General features: G+C 63.9%; 14 protein-coding genes. 10 read left to right on the top strand and 4 right to left on the bottom strand.

What is annotated here, in order from left to right; genetic code table 11:
- Nucleotides 1-135 precede the first annotated feature (135 nt).
- From QX034_RS30175 to QX034_RS30160, 4 genes are all read left to right on the top strand, one after another.
- Nucleotides 136-666, top strand: a complete 531-nt coding sequence (locus QX034_RS30175) for a DedA family protein (RefSeq protein ID WP_315703767.1) — start codon at nt 136-138, stop codon at nt 664-666.
- Between the two features lie 255 nt (nt 667-921).
- On the top strand, nt 922-1590 hold the full coding sequence (locus QX034_RS30170; protein WP_315703768.1) for an FMN-binding negative transcriptional regulator: 669 nt from the start codon (nt 922-924) through the stop codon (nt 1588-1590).
- Nucleotides 1587-2576 (top strand): N-acetyl-gamma-glutamyl-phosphate reductase, encoded by a 990-nt coding sequence (gene argC, locus QX034_RS30165; RefSeq protein ID WP_315703769.1) that lies wholly within the window; start codon nt 1587-1589, stop codon nt 2574-2576. Before QX034_RS30170 ends, argC begins: the two co-directional genes overlap by 4 nt.
- Before the next feature lie 110 nt (nt 2577-2686).
- Complete coding sequence (locus QX034_RS30160; RefSeq protein WP_315730019.1) at nt 2687-3925, top strand: threonine ammonia-lyase; 1239 nt, start codon at nt 2687-2689, stop codon at nt 3923-3925.
- A 15-nt stretch (nt 3926-3940) separates the two neighbouring features.
- Here the strand turns inward: QX034_RS30160 and QX034_RS30155 are convergent, their stop codons facing one another.
- Nucleotides 3941-4339, bottom strand: a complete 399-nt coding sequence (locus QX034_RS30155; protein WP_315703771.1) for an MAPEG family protein — start codon at nt 4337-4339, stop codon at nt 3941-3943.
- 73 nt (nt 4340-4412) lie between these two features.
- Complete coding sequence (locus QX034_RS30150; RefSeq protein WP_315703772.1) at nt 4413-6218, bottom strand: class I poly(R)-hydroxyalkanoic acid synthase; 1806 nt, start codon at nt 6216-6218, stop codon at nt 4413-4415.
- Between the two features lie 295 nt (nt 6219-6513).
- Between QX034_RS30150 and QX034_RS30145 the strand changes: the two genes are divergently transcribed.
- From QX034_RS30145 to QX034_RS30125, 5 genes are all read left to right on the top strand, one after another.
- Nucleotides 6514-6774, top strand: a complete 261-nt coding sequence (locus QX034_RS30145) for a hypothetical protein (protein WP_315703773.1) — start codon at nt 6514-6516, stop codon at nt 6772-6774.
- 213 nt (nt 6775-6987) lie between these two features.
- A complete protein-coding gene (locus tag QX034_RS30140; RefSeq protein ID WP_315703774.1) occupies nt 6988-8208 on the top strand; it encodes an LL-diaminopimelate aminotransferase in 1221 nt (406 codons plus the stop codon).
- A 24-nt stretch (nt 8209-8232) separates the two neighbouring features.
- A complete protein-coding gene (locus QX034_RS30135) occupies nt 8233-9549 on the top strand; it encodes a homoserine dehydrogenase (RefSeq protein ID WP_315730020.1) in 1317 nt (438 codons plus the stop codon).
- A 186-nt stretch (nt 9550-9735) separates the two neighbouring features.
- A complete protein-coding gene (gene glpX / locus QX034_RS30130; RefSeq protein WP_315703776.1) occupies nt 9736-10737 on the top strand; it encodes a class II fructose-bisphosphatase in 1002 nt (333 codons plus the stop codon).
- Between the two features lie 15 nt (nt 10738-10752).
- Complete coding sequence (locus tag QX034_RS30125) at nt 10753-11472, top strand: haloacid dehalogenase type II (RefSeq protein WP_315729152.1); 720 nt, start codon at nt 10753-10755, stop codon at nt 11470-11472.
- Between the two features lie 9 nt (nt 11473-11481).
- Here the strand turns inward: QX034_RS30125 and QX034_RS30120 are convergent, their stop codons facing one another.
- Nucleotides 11482-12570, bottom strand: coding sequence for a methyl-accepting chemotaxis protein (locus tag QX034_RS30120; protein WP_315703778.1), 1089 nt, complete (start codon nt 12568-12570; stop codon nt 11482-11484).
- Nucleotides 12571-12839: 269 nt separating this feature from the next.
- Between QX034_RS30120 and recJ the strand changes: the two genes are divergently transcribed.
- On the top strand, nt 12840-14681 hold the full coding sequence (gene recJ, locus QX034_RS30115) for a single-stranded-DNA-specific exonuclease RecJ (protein ID WP_315703779.1): 1842 nt from the start codon (nt 12840-12842) through the stop codon (nt 14679-14681).
- A gap of 472 nt (nt 14682-15153) precedes the next feature.
- Here recJ and QX034_RS30110 read toward each other — a convergent pair whose 3' ends face one another.
- Nucleotides 15154-16254, bottom strand: coding sequence for an IS4 family transposase (locus QX034_RS30110; RefSeq protein ID WP_315701243.1), 1101 nt, complete (start codon nt 16252-16254; stop codon nt 15154-15156).
- Nucleotides 16255-16822: the final 568 nt, after the last annotated feature.

Here is a 16822-nt window from a genome sequence, read left to right as displayed (position 1 = left end):
GGAACTCGTTTCACGCGCCGGGAAGGTGTTTGTGACTTGAAGTCCTGAAGGCTGCCGGCGTACCAGTCGCGCCGATGGGAACCGTAATAGCCTTCAATGGCTTAGGTTACGGAGCGAGGGAAAGGCAAATCGGAGATGGAAGACGTTGGGCGCGCGGTCGCCGACTTCGTGCGCGACCACCAGGCCTGGGCCGCTCCGATCGTGCTGCTGCTCGCTTTCGGTGAATCGCTGGCCTTCATCTCGCTGCTGATCCCCGCCTGGGGCGCACTGGTCGCGATCGGAGCGCTGATCGGGGTGACCGGAATCAGCTTTTGGCCGGTCTGGCTCGCCGGCGGCCTTGGCGCCGCCCTGGGTGATTGGGTCTCCTATTGGTTCGGCTATCGATACAAGGACCATGTCGCGCAGATTTGGCCGCTGACCCGTTATCCTAATATCCTCCTCCGCGGTGAGGCCTTCGTCCGCGCCTGGGGTGTGCCGAGCATCTTCATCGGCCGCTTCTTCGGGCCGTTGCGTGCTTCGGTGCCGCTGGCAGCCGGCATTTTCGAAATGCCGTACCTGCAGTTTCAGATCGCCAATTTCCTCTCCGCCCTGGTCTGGTCCGCGGTGCTGCTGCTGTTCGGCGACGGCATCGGACGCGTCGTCGAATGGCTCTGGCGGTCGGCTTGAGCGCGTTCAAAATAATAATGGCCGACGTTTTAGCGAGCTGCGCTCGGTCGCTTGACGGCGGAACCGGGCGGTCTTATAGCCATGCGCCCATGATCAACGCCCGGACCATTATGTTCGCTCGTCGCCGTCGCGCATTCGCGGTACGGGCGGTCGGCTGAGTCTGGACCAAAGCCCTTGCCGCCGGATCTGATCCCGCGGCAATCTCCATGCAGCGTGATCTGATCAGGCGGCTCCTCGCCACGCAGGAGCCTTTCGATGTACACGCCACCGCCCTTCAAGCCTGATCGTGCCGCAAGCCTCGGCTTCGCGGATGCGCGCGGCTTCGGCACGGTCTGCGCGTGGGACGGCGACAAGCCGATTGCATCATCCCTGCCGTTCTATCTGAGCTCCACCGACGACGGTACGCCGCAGGCGTTCTTCCATGTCGCGCGCGGCAATCCGCTCGCGAAGTTCGCGGACAGTACAACGTCCTGGCTGCTCGCGGTGCTCGGTGCGGATGCCTATGTATCCGCCGACTGGTACGTCTCACCAGATCAAGTCCCGACCTGGCTGTACCAGGCCGTGCATCTGACAGGACCGGTTCGCTTGCTGTCGGAGACCGAACTCGCTGTGCAGGTGGATGCCCTGAGCGCAAAGTTCGAACAGCAGTTGTTGCCGAAGACGCCGTGGACGTCCGACAAGATGACGGCAGGACGGCTCGAGGCGATGAAGAAGGCGATTGTTGGCCTGGTGATGACGGTCGAGCAGGTGGAAGGCAGCTTCAAGCTCAATCAGCACAAGTCCGAAGCTGACTACGCGGCGGTCGCGGCCAGGCTCGGCGAACAGCCCGACATCGGTTCGCAACGCATCTGCACTCTCATGCGACAGGCGCGGCCCCAGGCCTTCGCCGGTGAAACTCTGACGTCCACAAGGAGCGTGTCATGACCGTGATCGAGACCAAGCAGCCAAAAGGCCAAGCGGCCGGTGCCGCCATGCGCTCCGTCTTCGTCGACGGCGGGTCGGGGACGACAGGCCTCGGCATCGCCGAGCGGCTGAGCCGGCAGAGCGACATCGCGGTGAAGACCATCGCCGAGGACAAGCGAAAGGATCCGGGCGCCAAACGGGCGCTGATGGAGGAGGTCGATCTTGTCATCCTCTGCCTGCCCGATGACGCCGCCAAGGAAACGGCGGCGTTGATCGACAGCATGGGCAACGCTGCACCCAAGGTGATCGACGCCTCGACCGCGTTCCGCGTCGCGCCCGATTGGACCTATGGCTTCCCCGAGCTCGCCACCGACCAGGCGGACAAGATCCGTAGCGCGCGGAAAGTCTCCAATCCCGGCTGCTATCCCACCGGCGGAATCGCGCTGCTGCGGCCGCTGGTCGATGCCGGCCTGCTGCCGGCGGACTATCCGGTGACTGTGAATGCGGTCAGCGGCTATTCGGGCGGCGGCAAGTCGATGATCGCGTCCTTCGAGAACGGCACCGCGCCGGCCTTCGAACTGTACGGTCTGGGCTTCGAGCACAAGCACCTGCCGGAGCTGCAGCTTTATTCGAAGCTGACGCGGCGGCCGATCTTCGTGCCGTCGGTCGGCAACTACCGGCAGGGCATGCTGGTCTCGGTGCCGCTGCAACTGGACACGCTGCCGGGCAAGCCTGGCGGAGCCGACCTGCAGGCAGCGCTCGCCAAGCATTACGCCGGAAGCAAATACGTCTCTGTCGTGCCGCTCGACAACGAAGCCGCGAAGAGCGGTCGGATCGAGCCGGAAGCGCTGAACGAGACCAACCAGCTCGAGCTCTATGTGTTTGGCAGCGACAAGCACCACCAGGCGGTCCTGGTGGCCCGCCTCGACAATCTCGGCAAGGGTGCTTCGGGCGCAGCGGTCCAGAACCTGCGGCTGATGCTCGGGCTTCCCGATCTCGCGAGCTGAGACTACAAAACGGCTTCGCTCAGCGGCGAGCGCCGCTGAGCGTTCGATCGCGGACGAGCCGGTTCTGCCGGCAAGCGCGATGCGTCACCAATCAACGATACGAGCGACCGATGGGCGGACATGACACCGTATTCGATATCAACCGCCTGCCGGTCCAGCCGTCAGACATCAGGGCCGCCGCCGCGGCGATCCAAGGCGCGGTGCTGGCGACCGACTGCCACAAAAGCCGGACACTCAGCGACATCTGCGGCTGCAACATCTGGCTGAAGTTCGAGAACCTGCAGTTCACGGCCTCGTTCAAGGAGCGCGGGGCGCTGAACCGCCTGCAGGCGCTCTCGGCCGAGCAGCGGCAGCGCGGTGTCATCGCGATGTCGGCGGGCAATCACGCCCAGGGCGTCGCCTACAATGCCAGGCGGCTCGGCATTCCCGCCGTGATCGTGATGCCGATCGGCACGCCGATGGTGAAGATCGAGAACACGCGCAGGCTTGGCGCCGAGGTCGTGGTTTCCGGCGCGACGCTGGAGGAGGCGGGAGCGTTCGCCCGCAGCCATGGCGAGGCAAGGGGGCTGACCCTGATCCATCCTTACGACGATCCGCTGATCATCGCCGGCCAGGGCACGGTTGCGCTCGAGATGCTCGAAGCGATCCCGGATCTCGATACGCTCGTGGTGCCGATCGGCGGTGGCGGCCTGATCTCCGGGATGGCGATCGCCGCGCGCGCGCAAAAACCGGGCTTGCGCATCATCGGCGTGCAGGCCGAACTGTATCCGTCGATGTACAATGCAGTCTATGGCAAGGATCTGCCGATGCGCGGCGACACCCTGGCTGAAGGTATCGCGGTCAAAGCGCCCGGCAGGATCACGACCGAGATCATCCGGCAGTTGGTCGACGACATCGTGCTCGTTACCGAGCCGCAGCTCGAGCGCGCAGTGGCGACGCTGATCTCGATCGAGAAGACGGTGGTGGAGGGGGCCGGCGCCGCAGGGCTTGCTGCGGTGCTTGCTTATCCCGAGCGATGTGCCGGCCGCAATGTCGGCCTGGTCCTCACCGGTGGCAACATCGACACGCGGTTGATCGCCTCGGTACTGACCCGCGAGCTCGCGCGCGAGGGCCGGCTGACCCAACTGTCGATCGACATCGTCGATCGACCCGGCCAACTTGCCGCGGTCTCGGCCCTGCTCGCCGAGGCCGGCGCCAACATCATCGAAGTCTCGCACCAGCGCACCTTCTCGGATCTGCCGGCGAAGGCAACGCTGCTCGAGCTCGTCATCGAGACGCGTGACCAGGCGCATCTCGACGAGGTGATGGCAAAGCTGGTGGCGGCCAATTTCAAGGCACGTTGCACCTAACCGTCCAGCGCGGGCTTACACCCAGCCGAAGATTGCGAGTGCGAGCACGGCCTGGGCGAGGAAGCCGATCGTGAACGCAATGGTCCGGAACACCGGCAGGCCCAGCGTGTAGACGATGACGTGGGCGACTCGCGTCCAAAAATAGACCGCACAGGCGATCACGGTCCATTTGGTCGAATAATCGATCGCGTTCAGGATCAGGACCAGGGGCGCGAAGATGACGAGGTTCTCGACCGCATTGTCATGGGCGAACATCAGCCGCGTCGCCCAAGGCGCATGCGGCTTGTCGTTGCGGGAGGGGTTGGCCATGGCTCCGCCGAGCCCGCGCACCTGGCATCGGTTCAGAATGTAGGGGATCCACAAGAGCCCGGTCAGAATCACCGTGAGCGTCAGCCAGAACAATTCGCGCGTCATCGATTTCCCCTCAACTGATATCGTCCCGTCCCGGCGGGACGCCGAGGGTTATATTTGATCGCCGCATAGCGCGCTATGCGCGGACGCGCACATAGGAGCCGGGCGCATCCTCGATCGGCGGGAAACCTTCGCTGCCGACACTGCGCGCCGGAACCTCTTCCGGATCGAGATTGGCGAGCCATTGGCGCCAGTCCGGCCACCAGGAACCCTTGTGCTCCTGCGCGCCCTTGATCCAATCCTTCAGGGAAATGTCGCGGATCGTATCGTTGGTCCAATACTGGTATTTGCCCGCCGCGGGCGGATTCACCACGCCGGCGATATGGCCGGAGCCGGACAGCACGTATTTCACCGGCCCGCCGAAGAATTGCGAGCCGTAGAGGACGGAATCGGCCGGAGCGATGTGGTCCTCGCGCGTCGCCAAATTGTAGACCGGCACCTTGACCATGGAGAGATCGAGCAGTGTGTTGTCCAGCACCATGGTTCCCGAGGTCAGCCGGTTCTCGAGATAGCAATTGCGCAAGTAGTAGGAATGGTTGGCGGCCGCCATCCGCGTCGCGTCGGAATTCCAGTGCAGCAGATCGAAGGCCGCCGGCGACTGGCCTTTCAGGTAGTTGTTGACGACATACGACCAGATCAGGTCGTTCGAGCGCAGCATGTTGAAGGCCATCGCCATCTTGCTGCCCTCGAGCACGCCCGAGGCCTGCATGTCGCGCTCGAGCGCGGAGATCTGATTCTCGTCGACGAAAACCAGCAGATCGCCGGCATGGGTGAAATCCACCTGTGCGGCGAGGAAGGTCGCCGAGGTCACGCGCTGTCGCCGCTTCTCCGCAAGCCAGGCAAGCGTCGTCGCCAGCATGGTGCCGCCGACGCAATAGCCGAGGGTGTGCACCTTCATCTCGCCGGTGATCCGCTCGATGACGTCCATCGCCTTCAGCGGGCCTTCCTTCATGTAGTCTTCCCAGCCCTTGCTTCCGAGCTTCTTGTCGGGGTTGACCCAGGAGATCACGAAAACGGTGATGCCTTGATCGACGCACCATTTGATGAAGGATTTCTCGGAGCGAAGGTCGAGGATGTAGAACTTGTTGATCCAGGGCGGCACGATCAGGAGCGGCGTGCGCAGCACCCTCTCAGTGCTCGGCTCATACTGGATGAGCTGCATCAGGTCGTTCTCGAAAACCACCTTGCCGGGCGTGGTCGCCATATTGACGCCGACCTCGAGATTGGCCGGATCGGACTGGCGGATCTTCAGCATGCCCTTGCCGGCCTCGATGTCCTCGGCCAGCATCTGCATGCCGCGTACCAGATTTTCGCCGCTCGAGGATACCGTGTGGCGCAGCACCTCGGGATTGGTGAAGACAAAGTTCGACGGCGCCAGCGCGTTGGTGATCTGGTTGACGTAGAACTCGGCCCGCTTGCGGGTCTGCGGATCGAGACCTTCCGCATTGTGCACGAGATCCTGCGCCCATTGCGACGTCAGCAGATAGGCCTGCATCACGAAATCGAAGAACTGGTTCGACTTCCACTCGGGATCGGCAAACCGCTTGTCGCGCGGGGAGGGCGAGATGGCCGGAGGGGCGTCTTCGCCGGCGAGCCGTCGTGATGCAGAACCCCACAGATCGAGATAGCCCTTGGCGATCTTGGTCTGGATATCCGCGGCGCGCTCGCTGTCCGAAAGCCAGTAATCGGCCACCGCGGTGAAAGCTCTCACGACCTCGGCGAGTTCGGTCGGCGGCCGGTCTTGGACCTCGCCGCTCTCGCGCGGCTTGAGGTAAGCCGCAAGCGCCTTGCCGCTGCTCTCCAGTGCCTTTGCGATGTTCCTCGCAAAGGCTTCGGAATCGAATGTCTTGATCGGCTGGGTCTCGGTGGGCACGTCGCTCATGGCGCAACAACACTACCGTGTCGTGCGCGGTTCGTCACCGCGCGAGATCAACAATCCGCGAGTTTGCGGTTAATTCCAACGCACCCTGTTGCGTTGCCGCAAAGCATCTTGCTTCCGACATATTGGGCTTCTACCCGCGAAAATTGCTGTTCAGGTTGTAAATGTTTCCGGTGACATTTGGTTGTGCTGCGGCAAAAATATGCCGCGCTGCGGAGCGGCATAGAGCGGGGATCGTGAACGTGGAGGATGAACGCGGGTGAGATCGGTGGAGCGTTACGGCAGGCGGAGATATGGGTTGCTGGCCGTCACGCTGTTCGCCGGCGCGCTCGTCCTTTCCGGCTGTTCCACTCCCATCGCCGATATGCAACCATCGGCCAACTCTGCCGATCCGCAGAGTGGGCCAAGTGGGCCGGGCGCCTATCTTCCGGTCAACGAGCCGCCGCCGGTGCGGGATACTGCGATCATCTCCCCGGAAGAACGTGCCAAGATCGAAAAAGAGCTGGTGGCGGCGCGCGACCGTCAGGCCTCGGCAAGTGCCAAGGACGCAGGCAAGTAATCGCCCTGGCCGGGGCAGTAATCTTCTGGCGCGGCGCGGTGTCCGTGCTAAAAGGCTGGAATCAACCGTAAAGTTTTGAGGGTGAGGCGGGCTCGTCGGTCCGGAACCCGTGCTAAAATCGTGATCTGGCACGTGTTTCTGGCAGACAGGCCCGCAGGTAAATCCGCCTCGAAGGGAAGGCGAGTGCCCACCGGTTGCCGGAGCTAGAGACCCATGGAAGAGTTCTATCGTATCCGCCGTCTGCCGCCTTACGTGTTCGAACAGGTCAACCGGGCCAAGGCGGCCGCGCGGAACGCCGGAGCCGATATCATCGATCTCGGCATGGGCAATCCGGATCTGCCGACGCCGCCGCATGTGCTGGAGAAGCTCAAGGACACCCTCGGCAAGCCGCGCACCGATCGCTATTCGGCCTCCCGCGGTATCGGCGGCCTGCGTAAGGCGCAAGCGGCCTATTACGACCGCCGCTTCGGGGTGAAGCTCAATCCGGAGACCCAGGTCGTCGCTACGCTCGGCTCCAAGGAAGGGTTTGCCAATGTCGCCCAGGCGATCACCGCGCCGGGCGACGTCATCCTGTGTCCCAATCCGAGCTACCCGATCCATGCCTTCGGTTTCCTGATGGCGGGCGGCGTGATCCGCTCGGTGCCGTCGGAGCCGACGCCGCAATTCTTCGAGGCGGTCGAACGGGCGATCGTTCACTCGATCCCGAAGCCGCTGGCGATCGTGGTCTGCTATCCATCCAACCCGACGGCCTATGTCGCGAGCCTGGATTTCTATCGCGATCTCGTCGCCTTCGCGAAGAAGCATGAGATCTTCATCCTGTCCGATCTCGCTTACGCCGAGGTCTATTTCGACGACAAGAACCCGCCGCCATCGGTGCTGCAGGTGCCGGGCGCGATGGACGTCACCGTCGAGTTCACCTCGATGTCGAAAACCTATTCGATGGCCGGCTGGCGCATGGGTTTTGCGGTCGGCAACGAGCGGATCATTGCAGCGCTGGCCCGGGTCAAATCCTATCTCGACTATGGTGCATTCACTCCGATCCAGGTGGCGGCGACCGCCGCCCTGAACGGGCCTGACGACTGTATCCGCGAGATGCGCGAAACCTACCGCAAGCGCCGCGACACCTTGGTCGAGGCATTCGGTCGCGCCGGCTGGGAGATCCCGGCTCCGGAAGCTTCGATGTTCGCCTGGGCGCCGTTGCCCGAGGCCTTCAAAGGGTTGGGCAGCATGCAGTTTGCCACTTTGATGGTCGAGAAGTCCGGTGTTGCGGTATCGCCGGGGGTCGGCTTCGGCGAGTACGGCGAGGGCTTTGTCCGTATTGCGCTGGTGGAAAACGAGCAGCGAATCCGGCAAGCCGCGCGTGGCGTCCGTCGCTTCCTTGAAAGCGGCATTGAAACGTTGCACAACGTGGTTCCCCTCGCCAACCGGCGGTAATATTTCCGGCAGGTTCTTTTTGTGATGGTTGCACCCCTGAGAGTGGGTATCGCGGGCCTCGGCACCGTGGGCGCCGAGGTTGTCCGTCTGATCGCGCGCCAGGAGCGCGCGCTGGCCGAGCGTACCGGCCGTGGCATTCGCGTGGTCGCCGTCACCGCGCGTTCCAGGGCCAAGAACCGCGATATCGATTTGTCCGGAATCCGCTGGGTCGACGATCCGGTGACGCTCGCAGGCGATCCCGAGGTCGACTGCCTGGTCGAATTGATGGGCGGCGTCGGCGATCCCGCGCTGGCGGCGATCGAGACCGCGCTCAAATCGGGCAAGTCGGTCGTGACGGCCAACAAGGCGTTGATCGCCAAGCACGGTTTGCGCCTCGCGAGGGCCGCGGAGGCGCATGGTGGCGCGTTGAATTTCGAGGCGGCCGTCGGCGCCGCGATTCCGGTGGTGAAGACCTTGCGCGAAGGACTCACCGGCACCGGGATCGATCGCGTCTATGGCATCCTCAACGGTACCTGCAATTACATCCTGACCCGCATGGAACAGGAGGGACTCTCCTTCGCAGAGTGCCTGAAGGATGCGCAGCGCCTCGGCTATGCCGAAGCCGATCCGTCCTTCGACGTCGATGGCCACGATACCGCGCAGAAACTCGCCATCCTCGCAAGCCTCGCTTTCGGGACCGAGGTTGCGGAGAACGCCATCTATGTCGAGGGCATCTCCTCGATCGCACCGGAGGATCTGCGTGCCGCAGCCGAACTCGGCTATCGGGTCAAGCTGCTCGGCGTCGCCATGCGCACCGCCAAGGGCATCGAGCAGCGCGTGCACCCGACCATGGTGCCGAAGTCGTCCTCGATCGCGCAGGTGATGGGTGTGACCAATGCGGTGACCATCGATGGCGAGGGGATTCCGCCGATCACCTTGGTCGGTCCCGGCGCGGGCGGCGCAGCCACTGCGTCTGCGGTCGTGGCCGATATTGCCGACGTCGCGCGCGGCGTAAGGGTCGCGCCCTTCGGGCGGCCGGTGGAGACGCTGCGCGCCACCGAGAAGGCACCGATGGAGCGCCACGAGGGCGGCTACTACATCCGCCTCATGGCACGCGACCACGTCGGTACGGCCGCCGCGATTGCAACCCGGTTGGCCGAGCAGAAGATATCGATCGAATCGATCGTGCAGCGCCATCCGGACGGCGGCGGACCGGCCTCGTCGGGTGAGGGCGCGCCGGTGCCGGTGATTCTGATCACCTACGCGACCCACGAGGATGCGGTGCATCGGGCGCTGCAGGCGGTACAGGACGACAAGGTGATCAGCGGCCGGCCGCAGGTCATCCGGATCGAGAAAAATTAGGGCATTCGCCGTGCCTAAACAAACACATGGCGTTTGCGGAAAGATCATGCTCAAACCGGGCGATCGAAGGGCGGGGCGGTGCGACGGGCGCCGATCGCGCAGCGGGTGCGGCGTCCGGGGGACGACGTTGAAGTGAAGAGTTTGCGGGCATTGGGTGCCCGCCGTGATGTCTTGAGGAGTTGACCGATGTCGACGCAGATTTCTGTCCCGCAGCAGTTGTTGCTTGAGCGCATTCTGACGCTGGAGATCGTGCGCGTGACCGAACGTGCCGCGGTGTCGGCGGCGCGTCTGCGCGGCCATGGCCAGGAAAAGCCGGCCGACCAGGCGGCGGTGGATGCGATGCGGCGCGAGCTCAACAAGCTGCCGATCGAGGGCACCGTCGTGATCGGCGAGGGCGAGCGCGACGAGGCGCCGATGCTCTATATCGGCGAGAAGGTCGGCTTGAACGCAGGGCCAAGGGTCGACATCGCGGTCGATCCGCTCGAAGGCACCACGCTGTGCGCCAAGAACATGCCGGGCGCGATCGCGACCATGGCGATGGCCGACGGCGGTACGCTGTTGCATGCGCCCGACGTCTACATGCAGAAGCTCGCGGTGGGCCCGGGCTATGCCAAAGGCGTAGTCGACCTCGATGCGACCCCGGCCGACAACGTCCGCCGGCTCGCTAAGGCCAAGGGCGTCGATCCCTCGCAGATCACCGTGCTGGTGCTGGATCGTCCGCGCCATGCCGACATTATTCAAGGCGTGCGCTCGACCGGCGCTGCCGTCCGCCTGATCACCGATGGCGACGTCGCCGGCGTGATCCACTGCGCAGATCCCGACAATACCGGCGTCGATATGTATCTTGGCACCGGTGGCGCGCCGGAAGGCGTGCTGGCAGCCGTCGCGCTGCGCTGCATCGGCGGCCAGATGCAATGCCGCCTGATCCTCGATACCGAAGAGAAGCGCGAGCGCGCGGCCAAGATGGGCGTCGGGGATCCCAAGATGATCTACGGCATCGAAGACATGGCCCGCGGCGACTGCCTGTTCGCGGCAACCGGCGTCACCACCGGCTCGCTGCTGTCGGGCGTCAAATTCCGCAAGGACGGAGTGATCGAAACCGAGACCGTGGTGATGCGCTCGGTGACCGGGACGGTGCGCTATATCAGGGCCGAGCACCGGCAGCTGGAAAAATTCCACCTCGACTAAGCCAGAGGCGCGGTGATGTCCGATCTCTCCGCCGTCAAGGCGCTGGTGTTCGACGTGTTCGGCACAGTCGTGGACTGGCGCACGAGCCTGATTGCCGATTTCACCAGATGGTCGGAGAGCCGCGGCATCAAGGGCGACTGGACGGCGCTGGTCGACGGTTGGCGTGGCCTCTATGTCGGCTCGATGGACGAGGTACGCAGGCATCCCGAACGTGGCTACGTCATCCTCGATGTCCTGCATCGCCGCTCGCTGGAGCAACTGGTCGCACAGCTCGGCATTGTCGGCTTGACCGACGCCGACCTCGACTATCTCACCAGGGGCTGGCACCGGCTGCACCCGTGGTCGGACAGCGTCGCCGGGCTGACGCGGCTGAAGCGCAAGTTCATCATCGCGCCGCTCTCGAACGGCAATGTCGCGCTGCTCACCAACATGGCGAAGTTCGCGGGGCTCCCCTGGGACCTCATCATGTCGGCCGAGTTGTTCGCCCACTACAAGCCGGATCCCGAGACCTATCTCGGTGCCGCGCGTCTGCTCGGTCTCGCGCCCGGCGAGGTGATGATGGTGGCCGCGCACAACAATGATCTCCAAGCCGCGCAGCGGTACGGCCTGAAGACGGCGTTCGTGGCGCGGCCGACCGAATATGGCCCGCTGCAAAGTCGAGACTTTGAGGCGACCGGCACCTGGGACATCGTCGCCAAGGATTTCGGCCAACTTGCCGACAGCCTGGGCTGCTGAGTCTGAGCCTTAAGCGCCGGATACGATCACGCCATACCAGCCGAGCCCTTTATACGTTTCGTAACCCGGTGTGGCGTGAAACGCGATCAGCCGGCTAGAGGTGTCGTGATAGAAGCCGCTTGGCTTGCCGTCGAGCTTGAGGGCGAGATGCTCGCTCAGGATGCCCTGGCCGTCGGATGCGGCGATGATGCGGAAATTCGAATCGACCAGCAGCACGCGCGCGTTGTCGTCGGCTCCGACCCGCACGCCCTGCACGATTGCACGCGCCTGCGCTTCCCAGTCGAAATGGATCGCAAGCACGCCGAGCGGCTTGCCATGCGCCTTGCCGTTCTCGCGTACGCTGGCGCAGTAGGTCGCGACCTGGGCGTTGCCGAGCAGCGGCTGGCATTCGATGTCTCCGGCGACGTAGTCGTCGCCTGAACGCAGGCCGCGTGCTTCGCGATACCATTTGGTGTCGGCGACACTCTGGCCGACCACCTTGAAGCGGTCGGCGCGGCCATTGGCGATGACCTTGCCGTCGAGATCGCACAGCCAGAGATCGAGATAGACGGTGTAGGCTGAGAGGATCACGGCGAGCCGCTCGGAGACGTGGGACATCGTCGCAGCGTTCGGGGTCGCGGCGCAGTCGACGACAGCGGAATCCGTTGCCCACCAGCGCACGTCGCAGGTGCGCTCATAGAGATTACGATCGATCAGCTCGATCGCATTCAGCGACAGATCGACCATGCGCTCGCCACGGGCGCGGTCGGTCATCCGCTCGATCGAGCTTTTCAGGTTGCCGGTGCGGGTGGTGAGATGGCTCTCCAGCTCGCGTGCGATGGTCTCGACCTGCTGGCCGACCGCGCGCACCTCCTGTGCGACGACGGCAAAGCCCGCGCCTTGCGCGCCGACCCGCGAACTCTCGATCAGCGCGTTCAGCGCCAGCATCTTCATCTGGTTGGTGATCTGCTGGATCGACTTGGTCTTCTCGCAGGCGATCTGATTGACCTCGCCGGTCAGCCGCGCGATCAACGCGGCGATATCGGTTTCATCCTCGGTGTTTGCTGCTTGCGAAGGGGCGAGAGGGGACGATTTCTTGGAATCAAGCGCAATCAACATCGGCAAAAAGCCTCCACGTTGCAGCGCGCGTCTCATCCCGGCAAGGAGAGCGCGATGAAAGAAATTGAGCAATATTTGACGAAATTTGTCGCGGATTTCGCCTAACGGGCGCTTAATGCCACTTGCAGGAAGGGCGGCTGATTTGCCTGTAATTTGAGCACCCCCCCCATCTTTTGCCAGTTCCCACAGCGATCTCGGCCTGTGCGCCCCCCTGCGGTCTTGATGGTGTAGGTTCGGGGTAGGCTTCCGAATCGAATCAATCGCACCTCATGCCCCTGTCCGCCACCGCACTGCCCATCGAAGCCCCGCCGGCATTTCTCGGCGTGCGGCTGTCGTTGACCGGCAAGCTTTGGCGCAGCCGGCTCGACGCGCGCGGCGCGGCACGCGCGCTTGCCATCGTGCAGCGCTATCAGCTTCCCGAGATGCTGGCGCGGGTGCTGGCCGGCCGCGATGTCGAGATCGACCAGGTGTCTGATTTCCTCGATCCGACCATCCGCAAGCTGATGCCCGATCCGTTCACGGTCACGCAGATGGAAGCGGCGGCCAAACGGATCGCAGATGCCGTGGTCAAGCGCGAGAAAATCGCGATCTTCGGCGACTACGATGTCGACGGCGCGACATCCGCGGCGCTGCTCGCCTGGCACCTGCGCCATTGCGGGCTTGATCCGCTGATCCACATTCCTGACCGGATTTTCGAAGGCTACGGCCCCAATGTCGAGGCTGTCAGGGCGCTCGCCGCCAAGGGGGCCACGCTGCTGGTGACGGTCGATTGCGGCACCACCAGCCTGGAGCCGCTGGCCGAAGCGCGGCGGCTCGGCATGTCCGTGGTCGTGATCGACCATCATCAATGCGGCGAAGATCTTCCGGAGGTCGATGCGCTGGTCAATCCGAACCGCCCTGACGATCTCTCCGGCCTCGGCTATCTCGCCGCTGTCGGCCTGACCCTCGTGACGCTGGTTGCGGTCAATCGCGAGCTGCGCGGGCGCGGCTTCTGGACGGCCGAAAGGCCGGAGCCTGATCTCCTGGGCATGCTGCATCACGTCGCGCTCGGCACCGTCGCCGACGTCGCGCCGCTGGTCGCGCTCAACCGCGCTTTCGTGGCGAAGGGCTTGATCGCAATGCGCCGTCGCGACCATGTCGGCCATACCGCGCTGATGGACGTGGCGCGGCTGAATGGTCCGCCGGAGGCCTGGCATCTCGGCTTCATGCTGGGGCCGCGCATCAACGCCGGCGGCCGCATCGGCCGCGCCGATCTTGGCGTGCGACTGCTGCTCGAAGGCGACGTGTCGGAAGCGGCGCGCATCGCGGCCGAACTCGACCGGCTCAACAGCGAACGGCGCGTGATCGAGCAGATGGCGGAGGCGCAAGCCGAGGCCGAGGCGCTGGCCTCGCTCGGCCTCGAGGACAAGGGCAATGTGATCGTCACGGCGTCCGAAGGCTGGCATCCCGGCGTGGTCGGCCTCGTCGCTTCCAGGCTGAAAGAGAAGTTCGCGCGGCCGGCCTTCGCGATCGCGCTCGAGCCCGGCGGCATCGGCACCGGTTCGGGCCGCTCCATCCTCGGCGTCGATCTCGGCAAGGCGGTGCGGCAGGCGGTGGAGCAGGGCATCCTGATGAAGGGTGGTGGGCACGCGATGGCCGCCGGCATCACCCTGCGCAAGGAGAAGCTCGCGGAGTTCCGCGCCTTTCTCGAAAGCACGCTCGGGCCTGACGTGGCCGATGCGCGTCATGTCAATGAGATCCTGATCGACGGCGCGATCAGCGCCCGTGCGGCAACGCCTGAGCTGGTTGCGACGCTCAATCGCGCCGGGCCGTTCGGCAGCGGCAATCCCGAGCCGGTGGTGGCGCTGCCGGCGCATCAGCTGGTCTATGCCGATGAAGTCGGCCAGGCGCATCTGAGGCTGCGCTTCAAGGCCGGCGACGGCGCTACGGTGAACGGCATCGCCTTTCGTTCCGTCGGGCAGAAGCTCGGCAACGCCCTGACGCAGCATCGGGGGCAGGTGCTGCATGTTGCGGGAACGCTTGCGGTCGATCGCTACCAGGGTGTCGAGCGGGTGCAGCTGCGCGTGCTCGATGTCGCGGTGCCCGACCAGGGGCCGGCGGTGATCAGGTAGCAAGACCAACACTGATGTCGTCCCGGACAAGCCTGCCGACGCGCCGCGGGTTGGCATGCGCCGATCCGGGCTCCATACTCCGAGGCAGATGGTGCGACGATGCGATGCCGACCTTGCCTCATACGACGACCGCGGCGTATGGGTCCCGGCTCGGAGGCCGGGACGACAGCGGAGTGTTTGGCGACCGTTGCGTCTCTCATTGAATGGCGTGTCGTTGTGTTCTCGCGGCGCATCTGCGTCCGAGCTATCCATGATCGTGCCCCTCTTAAAATGAAGAGGGGGCAGGGAATGCCGCATAGGCGTTAAGGTAGCGCGAGCATCGATTGATACTTGCGTTTTCGAGGAGGCTCGCGAAGGTGGCGCCCCAACGCGCGTTTTCTGCGGCGCAAGCAACGGATGGTTGGTTGTGGAATGATTGCTTGCAGCAAGGATGCAACGAGCTGCTGCAGGACCCGCCAAGCGCCAGGCGTCGTTAAGCGGCCTGCGTCCAGTGGGGAGAGTCCTCGAAGTCGCTGGCAAGCGGCTCGAGCAACAGGATGATCAGGAGGTGGGCCAGCAGGTAGGGCTTGGCAGAGCGCGGATCGGTTCCTGGCGGCGTCTTGAGGCCAATCAGACTCTTCAGTCGCTTGAACCCAAGCTCGATCCGCCATCGCAATCGATAGAGCGCAAGCACATCTTTGGTGGAGAACTCGTCCCGCGCGAGCGACGTGATCAGAATGACCCAATCCGCAGCCTCCAAAGTTTCTTTGGAGATGATGCGGTTTTCATCTTTTGCGTCTTGCCGGGCTTTACGCCGAGAAGCAGCAGCCGCACCGGTGGGCTTCTTGATTGCGACCAGACGCATAGCCAGAGGCGCGCCGCCCTTGCGCTTGATCCAAATCTCCCGATCGACCAGTCCGCGCGCCTTCGCGGCACGCAATTGGGCCATCAGATCGAACGGAAGGCCTTTGGCGTCAAGCCAACGTGCGTTCTTCCAGCCCGCTCGGATCAAAACGTCGGCCCCGGCTTCGCGGACGGCCGCAATGCGGTCAGGTTGCAGATAAGCGCGGTCAGCAATGCGGATCTCGTTCTTGACCACTGGTATCCGGTCAAACGTTTCGCCCTCTTGCTGATCTGTCAGCTCGAAGTGACCAAAGCGCTCATAGGGCAGATCAAATGCGCTATGAACGCGCCAAAGCTCACTGTTCTTGCGCGCAGCCGGTCCCGCCTGAGGCACTGTCGTCGCATCGATGATGCGGATCAGGCGGCCTTGGCTCGCCTTCGGAGCTGCCGCAGCGAGCAAGCCCTCCACCAGCACCGCAAACCAATCACCACATTGACGCAGCCGATAGAACAACGCCACGCTGGTGAGGTCGGCAAGGCCAACAGAAGCCGCCCATGCGGCTGTCGATCTCAGCCCTCTTTCACCCAAACAATAGGCCAGCATCAGCCGAAGTAACGTCACCGCATCTGGAATCTGCCGCCGACGCGCGAAGGCCTTCGTCTGGCGCGCAGTTTTCTCGAGCTGCGCAGCCCCGCCCAGCTGCGCAACCACTCTCGTCCAGTCCTCGTTCAGGAGCGATTCGTCTGCCATCCCCTGTTCGAATCACGGCGGATTCCAACACTCAAGCATAAACTTAACGCCTATGGGGAAGGCCGGGTGAAGGCCTCACCCATGGCCCGCCTGCAGAAAAAAAGCAGGCGGCAGTCACCACAGGATCAGCCAAATCATCCGGCATTCCCTGCGCGATGGTCTTAACGGCTGCTTCGCGTTCTCCTCGGTGCGCCGGGCTTTTTGGCCACCTCCGCGCGAGGCAATGCCTCGTCGCCTGCGCGACAACGCGTTACACGCGCTGCGCGGTGATACCAGCGTCGGGGTATCAGGACCGCGCGACTTGACCGTACGCATCAGCCTGTTCGTCCGCATGAATGGTCATGCTGCAAGCCGATACGTCCACCACATCCCGCGCTCCACGTGTCGTGACGATCGCGATACGCCCCTCTCATGAGGGCGGGACGGCGCAATAAGAACACGATTTCCGAAAAAACGAAAGAGAAGAATTTTCGGCGGACGGCCTCGAGAGAGCGATGTGCCTGAAGCGGTTCGCGAAAAGACTGTTTGCGCGCATGCCCTTTCCGGTCGCAAATCGGTCCAGCGATCA

Source organism: Bradyrhizobium sp. SZCCHNR3119, from assembly GCF_032487775.1.
Classification (GTDB): domain Bacteria; phylum Pseudomonadota; class Alphaproteobacteria; order Rhizobiales; family Xanthobacteraceae; genus Bradyrhizobium.
Note: the sequence above shows the minus strand (reverse complement) of the source record. Positions and strands in the feature narration are given on the sequence as shown.

Excerpts from the sequence above, each read along its gene's own strand:
- QX034_RS30175 (WP_315703767.1), top strand. The coding sequence starts at position 136 with ATGGAAGACGTTGGGCGCGCGGTCGCCGACTTCGTGCGCGACCACCAG.
- QX034_RS30170 (WP_315703768.1), top strand. The coding sequence starts at position 922 with ATGTACACGCCACCGCCCTTCAAGCCTGATCGTGCCGCAAGCCTCGGC.
- argC (WP_315703769.1), top strand. The coding sequence starts at position 1,587 with ATGACCGTGATCGAGACCAAGCAGCCAAAAGGCCAAGCGGCCGGTGCC.
- QX034_RS30160 (WP_315730019.1), top strand. The coding sequence starts at position 2,687 with ATGGGCGGACATGACACCGTATTCGATATCAACCGCCTGCCGGTCCAG.
- QX034_RS30155 (WP_315703771.1), bottom strand. The coding sequence starts at position 4,339 with ATGACGCGCGAATTGTTCTGGCTGACGCTCACGGTGATTCTGACCGGG.
- QX034_RS30150 (WP_315703772.1), bottom strand. The coding sequence starts at position 6,218 with ATGAGCGACGTGCCCACCGAGACCCAGCCGATCAAGACATTCGATTCC.
- QX034_RS30140 (WP_315703774.1), top strand. The coding sequence starts at position 6,988 with ATGGAAGAGTTCTATCGTATCCGCCGTCTGCCGCCTTACGTGTTCGAA.
- QX034_RS30135 (WP_315730020.1), top strand. The coding sequence starts at position 8,233 with ATGGTTGCACCCCTGAGAGTGGGTATCGCGGGCCTCGGCACCGTGGGC.
- glpX (WP_315703776.1), top strand. The coding sequence starts at position 9,736 with ATGTCGACGCAGATTTCTGTCCCGCAGCAGTTGTTGCTTGAGCGCATT.
- QX034_RS30125 (WP_315729152.1), top strand. The coding sequence starts at position 10,753 with ATGTCCGATCTCTCCGCCGTCAAGGCGCTGGTGTTCGACGTGTTCGGC.
- QX034_RS30120 (WP_315703778.1), bottom strand. The coding sequence starts at position 12,570 with ATGTTGATTGCGCTTGATTCCAAGAAATCGTCCCCTCTCGCCCCTTCG.
- recJ (WP_315703779.1), top strand. The coding sequence starts at position 12,840 with ATGCCCCTGTCCGCCACCGCACTGCCCATCGAAGCCCCGCCGGCATTT.
- QX034_RS30110 (WP_315701243.1), bottom strand. The coding sequence starts at position 16,254 with ATGGCAGACGAATCGCTCCTGAACGAGGACTGGACGAGAGTGGTTGCG.